At 67.5% G+C, this 15,077-nt stretch carries 9 protein-coding genes; 1 reads left to right on the top strand and 8 read right to left on the bottom strand.

Going from position 1 to position 15,077, the window contains the following annotated elements; translation table 11 throughout:
- Positions 1-138: 138 nt before the first annotated feature.
- From ABZ420_RS14515 to ABZ420_RS14490, 6 genes are all read right to left on the bottom strand, one after another.
- Positions 139-1,515, bottom strand: coding sequence for an aminotransferase class I/II-fold pyridoxal phosphate-dependent enzyme (locus tag ABZ420_RS14515; protein ID WP_357121932.1), 1,377 nt, complete (start codon positions 1,513-1,515; stop codon positions 139-141).
- Positions 1,512-7,910: an SDR family NAD(P)-dependent oxidoreductase gene (locus tag ABZ420_RS14510; protein ID WP_357121929.1), complete on the bottom strand. Its 6,399-nt coding sequence runs from the start codon at positions 7,908-7,910 to the stop codon at positions 1,512-1,514. Before ABZ420_RS14510 ends, ABZ420_RS14515 begins: the two co-directional genes overlap by 4 nt.
- A gap of 72 nt (positions 7,911-7,982) precedes the next feature.
- Positions 7,983-8,555, bottom strand: a complete 573-nt coding sequence (locus ABZ420_RS14505; RefSeq protein WP_357121926.1) for a GNAT family N-acetyltransferase — start codon at positions 8,553-8,555, stop codon at positions 7,983-7,985.
- A 563-nt stretch (positions 8,556-9,118) separates the two neighbouring features.
- Positions 9,119-9,694: a TerD family protein gene (locus ABZ420_RS14500; protein WP_040869776.1), complete on the bottom strand. Its 576-nt coding sequence runs from the start codon at positions 9,692-9,694 to the stop codon at positions 9,119-9,121.
- 70 nt (positions 9,695-9,764) lie between these two features.
- Complete coding sequence (locus ABZ420_RS14495) at positions 9,765-10,244, bottom strand: hypothetical protein (RefSeq protein WP_357122131.1); 480 nt, start codon at positions 10,242-10,244, stop codon at positions 9,765-9,767.
- 142 nt (positions 10,245-10,386) lie between these two features.
- The gene (locus tag ABZ420_RS14490) at positions 10,387-10,842 is read right to left on the bottom strand and encodes a flavodoxin domain-containing protein (protein WP_357121923.1); all 456 of its coding nucleotides are present in this window, start codon (positions 10,840-10,842) and stop codon (positions 10,387-10,389) included.
- Positions 10,843-11,386: 544 nt separating this feature from the next.
- On the opposite strand from ABZ420_RS14490, the gene ABZ420_RS14485 reads away from it, so the two are divergent.
- Entirely contained in the window at positions 11,387-12,811 is a 1,425-nt protein-coding gene (locus tag ABZ420_RS14485) for a stealth family protein (RefSeq protein WP_357122128.1), read from the top strand.
- Here ABZ420_RS14485 and ABZ420_RS14480 read toward each other — a convergent pair.
- Together ABZ420_RS14480 and ABZ420_RS14475 are read right to left on the bottom strand one after the other, a co-directional pair.
- Positions 12,759-13,712 (bottom strand): phosphodiesterase, encoded by a 954-nt coding sequence (locus ABZ420_RS14480; protein ID WP_357121920.1) that lies wholly within the window; start codon positions 13,710-13,712, stop codon positions 12,759-12,761. The genes ABZ420_RS14485 and ABZ420_RS14480 overlap by 53 nt on opposite strands.
- 163 nt (positions 13,713-13,875) lie before the next feature.
- The gene (locus ABZ420_RS14475) at positions 13,876-14,964 is read right to left on the bottom strand and encodes a glycerol dehydrogenase (protein WP_357121917.1); all 1,089 of its coding nucleotides are present in this window, start codon (positions 14,962-14,964) and stop codon (positions 13,876-13,878) included.
- Between the last annotated feature and the right edge of the window lie 113 nt (positions 14,965-15,077).

Raw genomic sequence — 15,077 nt, 5'->3', positions numbered from 1 at the left:
CGAGAAGATCGCGGTCGGCGCCTTCCGGTCACCGTCCGCGATCGGCGCGAATTCCGGTCGAAGCGAATCCGGATTCGTAAACCTCGGGTTCGCCGATGCGCGCGGTCGACAGGCTGCCGACAGCGTGGCCGATGCGGATCATCTGTCGACCGTGCTGTCGGGGATCTGCTCGGCTCGGGCGATTGTTTCGGTGAGCAGATCCACCGTTCTGGTCAGCTGCTCTGCGGTGTGCTCGGAGGTGATGAAGAAGCGGAGGCGTTCCTGTCCGGCCGGGACCGCGGGCGAGGAGATCAGGCCCGAGTAGACGCCGTTCTCCAGCAAGGTGGAGGAGACGTACCCGGCGCGGATCTCGCCGGGAACGATGACGGGCACGATCGGCGTGCCATGGGAGACACCCAGATTCACGCCGCGTTCGGAGAGCGCACCGTGGAACAGGGCGGCATTCGCCCACAGGCGGGTCAAGCGTTCCGGCTCCTGCTCGAGCACGTCGAGTGCCGCGAGTGCGGCGCCGATCGCCGCGGGCGCGGGTGCGCCGGTGAGCATGGCCACGCCCGGCGCGGACGACTTCATCGCGCCGATGAGATCCGCGTCGGCCGCGACGAATCCTCCGGTGCTACCCAACGCTTTGGATAACGTCGCCATCCAGATGTCCACGGCGTCACCAGGCAGACCGTAGTGCTCGCGAATGCCGTGTCCCTTGGTGCCGAAGACTCCGAAGGAGTGGGCCTCGTCGACCATCACCGCACAGTCGTACTCCCGCGCGGTGGCGGCCAATTCCTCGATGCGGCCGACGGTGCCGTCCATGCTGTAGTGGCCCTCGAGCACCACCAGCGCACGATCGAAGCCGCTGCGCGAGGTACGCAGCACGGACCGCAGCGACTCGGGGTCGTTGTGCCGGAAATTGATGCGTCGCGCACCGGACCACTGAACGCCGGAGATGACGCTGCCGTGGATGAGCGAGTCGCAGACCGCTACATCACCCTCGCCGAGCAGAAAGCCGATCACACCGGCATTGGTGAGGTAACCGCTGGTGGTCACCATGGCGTCGCCGACACCGTAGATGTCGGCGAGGCGGCGTTCCAACTCTTCGTAGAGCGGGATCTCACCGGCGACGATGCGGCTGGCCGACGCCGAGGCCCCGAACTGATCCAGGGCCTTCTTAGCGCCGTCGACCACCCGCGGATGGTTGGCCAGGCCGAGGTAGTTGTAGGCGCTGAAGTTCACCAGATCCATGCCCGCCAGCCGCGGCTCCGTGACGTGGATAACCGTGTCGTTGGGTCCTGTCCGGGGCAGGAACAACGGGTTCACCAGCTGGGTCTGCTCATACAGTGACGCGATCACCGCTCGCTTCTGCACGGCCGCCGCCACGTCCGGATGATCGGCGAACTGGCGGCCCTGGCCGCGGCGTTGCCGCGACCGCGTCACCGGTCGCACCGGCGGCGCCGTCGCCGCGGTGCTCCCGGAACTGTTATCCGCCAGTAGTTTTCGCGCCAAGTCACGCGCCGACTCGGTCATGCCTGCACCGTCGCCGCGCCGATCGGTGCCCCATGTGAGCCGACGCCTTCGACGATCGCCTCCGCGGCCTTGGCGCCGGCTTGCTCCAGACTGAACGAGCGTCCGAGCTTCAGGGAGATCAGTTCGACACCCAAGGATTGCGTGACGAGCGAACCGAATTCCACCGCCATGAGCGAGTCCAGGCCCAGTTCCGGCAAGGGCAGGGTGAGGTCGATCGATTCAGCGGACACTCCCATCACCGACGCCAGCTGCTCGGCCAGCATGTGCGCGACCACCTCGTTGCGTTTGGCCTCGTCGAGGGCGGCGAGCTCGGTACGAAGGCGGCTGGCGGCGGAATCGTTCTGCGCCGCCGCCGCGATCATGGACTCGATCCGGCCGGTCAGGGCCAGCTGCGGGCCGGTGGCGGCGACCCGGGTCCAGTTGATCGGGAAGATGTCGACCCTCGTGACGCCGAGTCGCAATGCCTCCTCCAGATATTCCGGTCCCTCATCCATTTCGATCGTGTCGAATCCCGTGTTGACCAGGTAGCGCGCGAGATTCTCGTCGGCCGCCGCCATACCGGCTCCGGCCATATGGCCCCAGCCCACCGCCAGCGCGTTGACTCCTTCACGGGCGAGGACTTGCGCATACGCGTTCACCGCGATATTGGCCGCGGTGTAGGAGTAGTGGCCGATCCCGCCGAAGATGGCACTACCCGAAGAGAACAGGACGAACTGGTCGAGCTGTGCACCGGCCGCCGTGACTCCGGTGTACAGGGCTCGCGCCCCGTCGAGCTTGGGCAGGAAAACCTTGGCCAGGCTGTCGCGATCCATCGCGTGGATCCGCTTGTCGTCCACCGCACCGGCCGTGTGGAAGATGCCCTTGAGCGGATGATCGGGCCGGTGCGCCCGTGCTATCACCGCACCCACGGCCTCCGGATCGGTCACATCGACCAGCTCTGTGGTCACTTCGACACCCTGCTGCTCCCAGACGGCCAGTTGTTTCCTGGCCTCCTCGGTGGTCGCGCCACCGCGTCCGAGCAGGGTCAGGCGCCGAACGCCCTTGCCGACCAGCCAGCGGCCGATCGCCAGCCCGAACCCACCGAAACCTCCGGTGATCAGATACTGCGCGTCGGAGTGGAAGACGACATCGGGAATCCGCGGGCGCACCTGTGGCGCCTGTTCGTCCATGCGCAACACGACGCGGCCGATCCGCGTGGATCGCGCCACTTCCTCGAACGCCTGGGCTACCTCGGCAGTGCCGAACGTGTCGAAGGGCAGCGGCCGATAGGTTCCGTCGTTGAGTCTGCCGTTGACCGCTTTGACGAAATCGAAGACCTTGTGCTGCCGCAGCTTCATCATCCGGTCCAGGTCGAACGAGGAGTACGTCACGTTCTTGTCGAAGTGCCGCAGCTCGAGGACGCCGCCGAAGTAGATGTCCGCCTTGCCGACCTCGATGATGCGCCCGAATTCCGCGACCGCGGCGAAGTTCTGCACCACGATCTCGCCGGGGGCGGAGCTGATCACCACATCCGCGCCGCGACCGCCGGTGAGTTCGAGGACGTCGTCGACGAAGTTCAGCGACCGAGAGTGCAGCGCGTGGTCCGCACCTTGTTCCAGCACGTAGGCACGACGCTCGGCGGTGCCGGCGGTGCCGATCACCGTTGCGCCGTGGAGTTTCGCGATCTGCACTGCCGCCGAACCGACACCGCCGGCCGCGCCGTGCACGAGCACCGTCTCACCCGGCTGTAGCCGGGCCAGCTCCAGCAGCGCGTACTCGGCGGCGACGAACGAGGTCGAACTGCTGCATCGGCCGGGTTCGAAGCCGTCGCCGACACGCCAGACCAGGTCCGTGCTCAGGGTGTTGAAGCGGCCGATCATCCCCTTGCACGCCAAGCTGACCTGGTCACCGATCTCGAATCCGGTGACACCCGGTCCGACGCGGACGATGGTCCCGTCACCCTCCATACCCGGCGCGGTGCCGAAGAAGGTGTCGCCGAGTTCGCGATCACCGAGCAGTCCGATGACCCGCAGCGAGTCCTTGTAGTTGAGGCCGATGGCCGCCATGCGCACCTCGACCTCACCCGGACCGGGCTCCCGCCGCTCGCTACGCCGCCAGCCCAACCGCGAGAAAGTCTTGGTCCTGGGGATTTCCAACCGGAAATCGGCTTCCGGATCGGTCAGCGGCTCGGCCTCGTCCAGGGCGTCCAGGCGATCCTGCAACGTCCGGCTCACCACGGTGGTCCAGCGCAACCCGTTGCGCAGGAACACCTCGTCGGCACGGTCGAAAACGAAGGCTCCCGGAATGGTCAGTTCCGCGCGCAGATCCGCATCGGCGACGTCGGCTTCGACGTCGATCAGTCGCCACCGCAGCCGGGTCTGCTCATTGAGCAGCGCACGACGGGCGCCGGCCAGTGCGGCATGGCTCGGATTCGGCGCGGCATCGCCCTCCGGGTGGGTGTAGGCGCGCTCGGTGACGAGGGAGGCGTAGAAGGTGTCGTCACCGAGGACATCCCGGTCGGAACCTTGCTCTACCAGCCAGCTGTCGAGGAAGTCCTGCGCGGTGGAGTCGAGGAACTGTTGCGCGGCCAAAGCAACCCGCCGCAGTGTCCAGAGGTTGTCCATATCGTCGTAACTCGACCCGGCGACCACCACCAGGTGCAGGCGGCCGACGCCCGGCTGCGTCCGAGCGGCCCGAAGCCGTTCGGTCACCACGGATTCCAAATCGTCACGGTACGGGTCGCCGGTGACGATCAGGGGCGAAACCTCGCCCGGTACAACAGGAGCGGTGATGCGGACGATATGCTCGGCGCGCTCCGTCGCCGCGTGGTCCATCGCGACGACCACGGTGAACAGGTCGTCCGTCGCAGGCAGTGCCGCGCGGTCGATGGGATCGCGCATCTCCCAGCGGTCCTCGTAGAAGAAGTCGATCATCCGCTGCATCGGGCCGGGTCGCGGCGCGATCGATCCGAACCTCATCCCGACGATCTGCATGCGCAGGTTGTGGTCGGCATCGAGCAGGTCGATGTCCGCCGTCGGCTCGTCCGTAGTGTCCAGCCGAGCCACCACGGTGACCTCCTCGGGCAGCGACGCGAACAATCGCACCGCACCGACCGCGACCGGGACCATCGCGCCGTCCTGCTTGCTGCCCGCGCCCGCGAGCAGGGCGGCCACGCTCTGCAACGCCGCATCGACGACCGCCGGGTGTGCTGGATGCCCCGCCTTGCGGGCGATGGTGCCATCCAGGGTGCCGACGACCGTGGAGCCGGAGATCCGAATCGAGGTCGCGCGGCGGAATGTGGGCCCGTAATCGAGTCCGTGCGCCGCGAGGCCGGTGTAGAAGTCGACGGGATCGATCTCGAGCATGGAATCGTCGTCGGGCACGTCGATCTTGGCCGGTTCGTACACGCCCTCCACGAGCCGTCCGACGGCATTGATCGTCCACACCGAACCCGCCACGCCACGCGAGCGAATGGTGAAGCGCCGGGTCGACTCCTCGAGGTCGAACTCCATGATCGGCGTCTCACCCTCGTCGATCACCAGTGGTGCGACGAAACGTACGTCCTCGACCGCCACGGACGCGGACTCGGTCCGCAGCGCCGCGGCGCTGAGCGCGGCATCGAGATAGGCCGAACCGGGCAGGATCCGCGATCCGCCGACGACATGGTCGGCCAGCCACGGCAGCGATTCGATGCCCAGCTCGACCCGCCAGGTCGAGGCGTCGTCCGGATCCTGATCGCCCAGCATCGGATACGCGTCGGGAGTGCCGTGCCGCTTGCGCTGGTATGCCGGGATGTCGTTGCGCAGATGGGTCCGCTGCCACGGGTAGGCAGGCAGATCGATATGCCGTGTGGGGGAGGCCGAATCGGCGAACAGCGCGTCGATATCGAGTGCTCCGGCGTTGTACAGTCCCGCGATGGTCTGCCTGATGCTGTCGGCATCGGACTGCTTGCGGTTGAGCGTCGCGACGGACGCTCCGGTCTCGCCCGCGGCGATGAGGATTTCGCGGATATTGGCGCCGAGTACCGGATGCGGGCCGGCCTCGAGGAACACACGGCTGCCCGCGCGCACGAGTTCGGTGATCGCGTCGTGGAAGCAAACCGCCTGCCGGACGTTTCTGCACCAGTACTCGGCATCCCAATCCGCTCCGGTGACGCGCGCACCGGTGACGGTGGAGTACAGCGGGATGCGGGGCGGTCGCAGCTCCAGTTCGCTCAGTACGGAGCGCAGCTCGTCCAGGATGGGGTCCATCAGGTGGCTGTGGTACGGCACCTCGACCTGTAGTCGACGGGCGAAAACACCCTGTTCGGTGAGTGCTTCCGCGATTTCGTCCAGGCGGAGGGCGTCACCGGCGAGCGTGACGGCCGACGGACTGTTGACGGCCGCGACATCCACCCGTCCATCGCCGGCGATCAGTTCCCGCACGTCGGCGAGCGCCAGGCCGACCGCGAGCATCCCGCCGGATCCGGCGGTCGTGGCCTGTAGCCGGGCGCGGTGATAGCTGACCAGCAGGGCGTCGCGCAGCGACAGCATGCCGGTCACGTAGGCGGCCGACACCTCGCCGACGCTGTGACCGACGATTGCCGCGGGCTTGATGCCGAGCTCGTCCAGCATGGCGTACAGGGAGACCTGAACGAGGAAATTCGCGGGCTGCGCCACAGCGGTCGTCGTCACGCGCGACTCTTCCTCGGGCCGCAGCAGTTCCTCGACGATCGACCAGCCCGCGATCTCTCGGAACACCGCATCGATGCGCTCGGCTTCCGCGGCGAAAGTGCCACCCTCCTGCAACAGTTCACGACCCATCGCCCACCATTGCGGACCCATACCGGTGAACACGAATACCGGTTCGGGCACGTTGCGAGCGACGGTCCGGCTCACCCGTCCCGCGCCGCCTGCGAATTCGATCAACGAGCGGACCAATTCGGTGTCGTCGCCGAAGGGTATCCCGGCGCGAAGCAGATGGTGATTGCGGCGGGTCCAGGCGGCCTCGGCGAGGCGGCCCGGGTCGGCGCCATCGGCAACGCGTTCGGCGAAACCCCGCGCCAGATCCCGCGCGGCCTGCTCACTGCGCGCGGAAATCGGCAGCACCCCGAAGTGTTTCGGCTGACGTTCCGCCGCGATCGACGGGCGATATTCCTGCAGGATCGCGTGCGCGTTCGTGCCGCCGTAGCCGAATCCGTTGACCGCGACGGTCATCCGCTCGACCTCCGGTCCGACTTCCTCGGCCTCCAACTGCAACCGGAGCCCGAGTTCGTCGAAGGGGATGTCCGGATTCGGCGTTTCCAGCCAACCCTGCGGTGCGATGGTCCGTTTGGACACCGCCAGCGCCGACTTGATGACGCTCGCGATACCGGACGCGGCCTCGGTGTGGCCGAGCTGGGCCTTGACCGAGCCGACGCCCAGCGGTGTGCTGCGGCCCTCGACGGCGCCATACGCACGGCCGATCGCTCGTAGCTCCAGGGGATCTCCGACAGGGGTTCCGGTGCCGTGTGCTTCCACGTAGGTGACCTCGTGCGGCCGGATGCCCGCGCGACGGGTCACCATCTTCGCCAGCGCCTCCTGCGAGTCGGCGTTGGGTACCGTGATCGCCGTGGTGCGGCCGTCCTGGTTGGATCCCGTCGCCTTGATCACCGCGTAGACCCGATCACCATCGCGTTCGGCGTCGGCCAGCTTCTTCAGCACCACCATCCCGGCGCCCTCACCACGACCGTAACCGTCGGCGGCGGCGTCGAAAGGCTTGCTGCGGCCGTCGGCGGCGAGGAAGCCGCCCTTGCACATGGAGACGAACGGCTCGGGCTCTGCCAGCACGGTCACACCGCCCGCGACAGCGACCTCGCAGTCGCCGTTGTCCAGGGCTTGGCAGGCCAGGTGCACCGCGACCAGCGATGACGAGCATGCGGTGTCCACGGTGATGGCGGGGCCGACCAGGTTGAGCGCGTACGCGATCCGGTTCGAGATCATCGTGTAGGAGGCGCCGGCCGCGGTATGCATGTCGACGAACGGCAGCGCCGGGCCGCCGACCGAAACACCCAGCTGGTCCATGGTGAACGCGCCGGCGTACACGCCCAGCGGCGCGCCGTTGACCCGCCCTGCGATACCGGCGTCGTCGAAGGCCTCCCAGGTGACCTCCAGAAGGAGGCGCTGCTGCGGGTCCATCGCCGCCGCCTCGCGCGGTGAGATGCCGAAGAAGTCCGGGTCGAACGCCCACGGGTCACCGGTCATGAAAGCCGCGCGCTTGGTGTACATCCGGCCCGGTGTCCTGCGATCCGGGTCGTAGAAGCGCCGGTAATCCCAACGGCTCTCCGGGATATCCATGACACCGTCGCCTTTTCCGACGATGAATTCCCAGAAGGATTCGGGGGAATCGATACCTCCGGCGTACCTGCAGCCGATACCGATGATTGCAATGTCGGACACAACACTCCCTGGATCGAACTCGAAAATTTTCCCCGACGAGAATGGGAATTTGAATCGCGCTGCCGGTCCCGGCTACGCGTCGTCGTCGCGCAGCGGCCGACGAGCCACCACGTTCATTTCCGGACCATTTTTGCCCAGCACCGTCTTGGCCACCGGTTCGAGGCCGAAGGCGCGGTAGTAGTCGACATTGGCGTCCTTGCAGAGTCCGTACAGCAGAACCGATTGCGCGTCGGACTTGTCCACGAGTGAGCCGAACAGGGCGCGCCCGACACCGCTGCGCTGCACCCCGGGGTCGCACCCGAGGTACACACAGCACAGATTCGGCTCCGCGGGCGCCGCCCGCTCGATGGTGGTGTCCACGACGACTCCGCGTCGCGTCGCGGTGCCCATCGCGAACAGCAGCTGAACACCCGAGACGAGTTCGCGCCAAAAATCTTTTCGGTATCCGGCCGGATACCAGAGCAGCACTCCGGCCACCTTGTCGTCGACGATGGCAACCTCAGCGCCGCCCGCGGGCAGGAATCGGTACTCGATCATCAGCCGCAGCATCCGCGCAGCACGACGATGACGCACGCGCTCGTCCGGGAAGACGAAGTCCTCGATCGGATCGTCTTCGGCGAAGGCGGCACTGAGTACGCGCACCATTTCGGTCACATCATCCCGCGTCGCCGGACGCACGACCGGTCCGTTCGCCTGCTTCAAAACTGTTGTCCCTCATGGCATATCGATCATCTGCGGACTGCGCGGCAGCACTGTGAAAGAAGCTACCGACCAGTAGACTACATGAGTCCGCGTGCAGTACTACCCGCCGGTAGTGTGCAATATGTAACGCGTTCCAATGTCGTCCCGTGCGGCAGTCTTGAGTGGTTGGGCGCCACTCTGCAAATCTCTGGCTTACCATTCGTGGGAGTACCGGGACCGGCGGTGGGCCTCGAATTGGACATTTCAGGCCAAAGCAAAGTGCTATCAGTCGATGTGGTCGCGGCGATAATGCCGGCGATATCAGAGACGGCGAGCCGCACGCCATCGGCATCGTCGAGTGAGTGTCCGTCGCGGACGTCCGGCGGGCGCGCAGCGTCGGCACCTCGTCGTATCAGCGCCCCGCGAGAACGCGACAGATCGGCTCGCGCGCACGAGTCTCCCCGAACGGTGCTATGCGCACCGTCGAGCGGAAGACCCGGCGCGGCGGGCGTGCAAAGAGAACGCGATCAGACGTTGACGCCGTAGTCGCGGGCGATGCCCGCCAGGCCGGAGGCGTAGCCCTGGCCGATGGCGCGGAATTTCCACTCGTTGTTGTGGCGGTACAGCTCGCCGAAGATCATGGCCGTCTCGGTGGACGCGTCCTCGGTGAGGTCGTAGCGAGCCAGTTCGACGCCCGTGCCCGCGTCGACGACGCGGATGAAGGCGTTGCGGATCTGGCCGAACGACTGGCCGCGGGCGTCGGCGTCGTGGATGGACACCGGGAAGAAGATGTTGGTGATCTCCGGCGGGGCGGCGGTGAGGTCGACGTTGATCACCTCGTCGTCGCCTTCACCCGCGCCGGTGAGATTGTCGCCGGTGTGCTCGATGGATCCATCGGGCGAACGCAGGTTGTTGTAGAAGATGAAATGCTGATCGGACAGCACTTTCAGGTTCGGTCCGCAGGCCAGCGCGCTGGCGTCGAGGTCGTAGTCGGCGCCGGTGGTGGTGCGTACGTCCCAGCCGAGTCCCACCGACACTTTGGTGAGATTCGCCGCCTGCTTCGACAGCGAGACGTTGCCGCCTTTGGCCAGAGTGACGCTCATGATCCCCTTCCGTGCGGCACGGCCGGTGCCGCCTTCTCTCTGCTCCCGGAAACGTCGGGCTGGTTCAGTTCTAGTGGTCGACCCAGGACCGCAGTGTGCTGACCCGGTCCTTCAGCGCGCGCAGTTCGCTCTCGTCGTCGAGCACCGTGCGCTGGATGCCTTGCACGACCGCGAAGGCCGATTGGCGGTGGTCGTCGATCACGTCGACGTCGATGCGGACGGCGACGTAATCGTCGGCGCCGGGCATCTGCTCGGCGACCACATGCGCGGTGCCCCGGGCGCACATCGCCACGTTGCCCCCGCCGAGGATCAGCAGCGCCACCTCGGGATGGTCGCGCAGCCGGGCCAGCGAGCCGCGATCGTACTTCAGGCTCAGCAGGATTCGCCGGTCACCGGCCCGCACCGGCCAGGACACCGGAATCGCATGCGGCGCGGGATCGGTCGTCACCAGCACGCCGATCGTTTCCAGGGGCCATTCCGGGAGCACGTCCAGCTCGGGATGATCTGTCGAGTTGTGCTGACGTTGGGCGGGGCTCGCTCCGGCTGCCATCTTCGTCACCTCATGGATCGTCGAGCGCGGCGGGCTGTGCCGCGCTTGATAGCAGTCTAAGGCGCTGTGCCGCTTGCGCGCTGGCGCTGGGTGCTTTGTCCGGACCTCACTTCGGAGACCCGCGGCCGGTGCGCGGCGCCGGTCAGGCCGAGAGCAGCGCGGGAATGTCGAGCGCGGCGGCCCATCGCCGAGCCATGTCCCGGACGCGGATCTCGGTCGAGGCGTCGTGCCGCGCGTGTTCGCCGAGCTGGACGGCGCCGCGGGCGATGAGCTTCTCGGCGATGATCTCGCCGCCGCGGTTGAACGTGTCGCCGTAGACGGTGTCACCGAGCCCGAAGACGGCGAATCGCAGGCCGCTCAATTCGGGCGCGAGGCGGTCGAGCGCGTCGGCGAAGGGCTCGGCGCCGGTCGGCAGGTCGCCATCGCCGTAGGTCGAGCACACGACGACGTGGAAGTCGCGGACGTCCAGATCCTCGATGTCGAACTCCGCCATATCGTGCACCGAGACGTCGTGCGCCCCGCGCAGTTCCTCGGCGATGCTGTCCGCCGCGGACTCCGCGGTGCCCATCTCGGTTCCGAACAGGATGACGACACGCACCGGCGTGACCCTTTCTCCAGCATGAATATGGTGAGGCTACCCTAACTGTAGCCGAAGATGCGCTGCGGCTTCCACGGACGGCCGTCACCGGCGACAGCGGGCGAACACGGGCGGTCCAGCTGCAACGATTGACGGATTCCCCAGAGCGTTGCATCATTCGTAAGGGTGCCCGGTGTTTTCTGGGCTGATCCCTTTCCGCCGGCCGATGACCGTCCGGCTGCGCGGTTGCCACCCGTGCCCTTCGAGTTCTCGCACGAGTGCAGCGCTTCCATCCATGACGCTTCGCGCGTCCGGCCGTGAGTGAGGTGAAAACGAAATGGTCTACCAGTCGTCTGCGTTCCAGGTGATCAATTCGCGCGCCCGCTTCGGTTCCCTTCCCCACTTCTGAATGTCACCGCGCCGGGCGCGGTCTTCTCTCGCCGATGTCTCGCATCGGTGGACTCGCGGCTCGGCGCGGTGCCCCGGACATATCGAAACCGGTGGATCGACGGATGTGGAGACAGTCATGGTGGACAGGGGAGCAGTGGATTCGGGGGCTGTGGAAATGGTGACGCGGCTCATGGCGAGCAACTTCGCCGTGTCGGCCGCGACGATCGCGGATCTCGGGTATCTGCGCGCGGAGCTGGCGGCCGCCGAGGTGCCGTTCCTGCTCGTACGCGACGGCGAGCACCGGCTCGTGCTCGCGGCGGACGCGGCGCACCGCCTGATGGTGCGCCGGGTGACCGCCGCGGCGATCTCGGCCGGATTCACCTGCGTCGAGGTGCAGCACAACGTCTTCCGGCTCGGTCGCGACCATGATCCGGCGCATCACGTCGAGCTGGAACTGTGGGAGTACCACGGTGACACGGTGACCTGTCCGCGCCCGAACGCGCTGACCCGGACGGTCTTCGACGTCGCCGACGTCCAGCGCACGCAGGTGCGGCTGTTCGACCGGACCTGGCCCACCCTGGTGGACATGTTCGCGCCGCAGACCGACGACGTCGGTTTCGACATCGACCTGGTGTTCTCCTGGGTGGACGGCTCCGATCCGGAATTCCGTGCCCGCCGCGCCGGGATGCTCGCCCAGGTCGTGGTCGGCGAGGGCGACGACGCGGACGCCAGGATCCGGCAGATCGACGAGTTGAAGTACGCCCTGCGGTCGGTGCACAAGAACGCGCCGTGGATCCGCAGGATCTTCATCGCGACCGACTCCACGCCGCCGCACTGGCTGACCGCGCACCCGAAGGTGACCGTGGTGCGGGCGGTGGACCACTTCCGCGACGTCAGCGGTTTGCCGGTGTTCAACTCGCACGCGGTGGAATGCCAGTTGCAGCACATCGACGGGCTCAGCGAGCACTTCCTGTACTCCAACGACGACATGTTCTTCGCGCGGCCGGTGCGTCCGTCGATGTTCTTCACGCCGGGCGGCGTGAGCCGGTTCATCGAAGCGGACCTCAGGATCGGTCCGGGGCACAGCGACGAGCGGCGCAGCGGTTTCGAGAACGCCGCGCGGGTGAACCGGGCGCTGCTGGCCGATCGCTTCGGTCATGTCATCACCCGGCACCTGGAGCACACGCCGGTGCCGTTGCGGCGCAGCGTGCTGCTGGAGATGGAAGAGGAATTCGCCGGGGACTTCGCGCGCACCAGCGCGAGCCGGTTCCGGGCGGCCACCGACATCTCGGTCACCAATTCGCTATACCACTACTACGCCATGCTGACCGGGCGCGCGGTGCCGCAGGAGGCGGCGAAGGTGCGCTACGTCGACACCACCAGCTACCGCGGACTGACCTTGCTCGACGGGCTGGCGCGCAGGCGTGACATCGACTTCTTCTGCCTCAACGACGGCAGTTTCCCTGAGGTCGCCGAGTCGGAGCGGGTGCGGATCGTCTCGGAGTTCCTCGCCGCGTACTACCCGGAGCCCGCGCCGTGGGAGCGGTTCAGCACACCGCCTCGTCATCCGCTTCCGGAGTCGACGCAGGGCGCCGCATGACGTGCGGGATGCGCCCGGCGGGCGGGATCACGATGCCCTCCTCGGCCAGCCGCCGCTGCGCCTCCTCCGGCGTCGCGGGAACGCCGACCGTGCGGCCGCGTTCGATGGGCACCACCGAGTGCACCACGGTGTCCGGGTAGATGTGCACGTAGTTGAAGGCCTGCGCGCCGTCCCGGCCGCGCAGGCCGCCCTGCGCCACACCGAGATCCTGGCTGTAGCAGGTGGCCGACGCCACCGAGACCGGGATGCCCGCGAAGGTCGCGCTGGTGGAGAAGTGCAGGTGTCCCGCGAGGATGGCGCGCACGTCGCTGCCGTCCAGCACGTCGGCCAGTCTGCGCTGATCGCGCAGTTCCACGGTGACGGCGAGGTCGACCACGCACGGCACCGGCGGGTGGTGCATGGCCAGGATGGTGCCGAAGGGAGCGGGCTCGGCCAGCACCGAGCGCAGCCACTCCAGCTGGCCGTCGGAGATCTCGCCGTGGTGGTGCCCGGGGACCGAAGTGTCCAGGGCGATGACACGCAGCCCGTCGATCAGGTGCACTCGATCCAGCGGGGAAGTCGTGGGGTACTCGCCGAGCAGGCGGGCGCGCAGGGCGGCGCGGTCGTCGTGGTTGCCGGTCACCCACACAATGGGCGCTTGCAAACTTCTAGCGAACGGCTCGATGATCGACTTCAGCTTGGAATACGCGGCGGGCTCGCCCCGATCGGTGAGGTCGCCGGTGAACACGATCGCGGTCGGCCGGATCCGGCTGGCCGCGGCCTGCTCGAGCAGTTGCCGTAACCGCAGGTCGGCGTCGACATCACCGTACAAGGGGTCGTCGCCCGCGATGAGATGTGTGTCGCTGAAGTGGAACAACACGTGATCCGGACGCGGATACTCCGCGACTCTGGTGATGGACACCGGACCGAACTCCTCCTGGCGGTTTGCCCGCCATTGGCTTGGCTCCGTCGCCACGATAGCGTCGGTTACGGACAGGTTTCCCGACGTTCGATGAAGACACGCTTGCGGGAAGGTGAGTTTTCGGTGTCGAACGCTGGGGAAACGCCAGCCGGTGTGGGATTGGTCACCGGCCGAGCGCGTCGGCGGTGCGCAGGGCGTCCACCACCATCGCGGCGTCCACCGTGAAGGGTTCGTTGTGGATGGTCTCGCCTGCGGCGGTCGCCCGCTTCGCGATGGCCCACAGCGTCTCGTCGTCGGCGTCGTCCAGACCGAGTGTGGCGAGCGTGGTCGGCAAGCCCACCTCGGCGCAGAAATCGAGCACCGTGCCGATCTCGGACGCGGGCGCGCCCTCGAGCACCAGCTGGGTGACGGTGCCGAAGGCCACCTTCTCGCCGTGCAGGAACGGGCGCGTCCGCGCGGCGGCGGTGAGACCGTTGTGCACGGCGTGCGCCGCGGCCAGCCCCGACGATTCGAAGCCGAGCCCGGACAGCAGCGTGTTGGCTTCGACGACGCGCTCCAGCGCGGGTGTGACGCTGCGCGAGCGGACTGCGGTCAGCGCCTGCGCTCCGTCGGCGAGCAGGGTGCGGTAGCAGAGTTCGGCCAAGGCGGTGGCACTGCGCGTGGAGGCCCCGCCGCGCATATTGCGCACCTGGGCGGCGCTGCATGTGCGCGCCTCGAACCAGGTGGCCAAGGCGTCACCCATACCCGCGGCGAGCAGCCGGGCGGGGGCCTGCGCGACCACCGAGGTGTCCACCAGCACCAGCGCCGGATTCCGCCGGACCAGCTGATACGCCTCGAACTCGCCCGCATCGGTGTAGATCACCGACAGCGCGCTGCACGGCGCGTCGCTGGAGGCGGTGCTGGGGCAGCTGATCATCGGCAGGTCGAGATCGTCGGCGACCGCGCGCGCCGCGTCGAGCACCTTGCCGCCGCCCGCGCCGAGGACCACCGTGCCGCCGGACTGTTCGACGGCGTCGGCGATCCGCGCGATCTCCGTCCTGCTGCATTCCCCGCCGGACAGATGGATGGAATAGGCGATCTTCGCGTCGGTCAGCGAGCGTTCCCAGGTGTCGGCGAGCAGCCGGAAGGCGCTCGATCCGGCCACGATCAGCACCGGACCGCCGATCCCGAGCCGCGTCATCTCCGCGCCGAGCGCGGCGGTGGCATCCCGGCCCTGCACATAATGTCCCGGCGAGGAGAACACGCTCAGCACCTGGCACCTCCCGATCCCGCCCGCACGTCATCCCGGACCGGCCGACGACGATTCAACGTTACGCGAGGCTCCGCCTCCCGTGGCCGTGGTCAGCCGAACTTGCCGGCCCCTCG

Source organism: Nocardia sp. NPDC005745, from assembly GCF_040630775.1.
Lineage (GTDB): Bacteria > Actinomycetota > Actinomycetes > Mycobacteriales > Mycobacteriaceae > Nocardia.
The sequence above is the reverse complement of the archived record's forward strand: the minus strand, read 5'-3'. Positions and strand labels throughout refer to the sequence as shown.

Coding starts and splice junctions, on each gene's coding strand:
- ABZ420_RS14515 (WP_357121932.1), bottom strand. CDS start 1,515: ATGACCGAGTCGGCGCGTGACTTGGCGCGAAAACTACTGGCGGATAAC.
- ABZ420_RS14505 (WP_357121926.1), bottom strand. CDS start 8,555: ATGGTGCGCGTACTCAGTGCCGCCTTCGCCGAAGACGATCCGATCGAG.
- ABZ420_RS14500 (WP_040869776.1), bottom strand. CDS start 9,694: ATGAGCGTCACTCTGGCCAAAGGCGGCAACGTCTCGCTGTCGAAGCAG.
- ABZ420_RS14495 (WP_357122131.1), bottom strand. CDS start 10,244: ATGGCAGCCGGAGCGAGCCCCGCCCAACGTCAGCACAACTCGACAGAT.
- ABZ420_RS14485 (WP_357122128.1), top strand. CDS start 11,387: ATGGTGACGCGGCTCATGGCGAGCAACTTCGCCGTGTCGGCCGCGACG.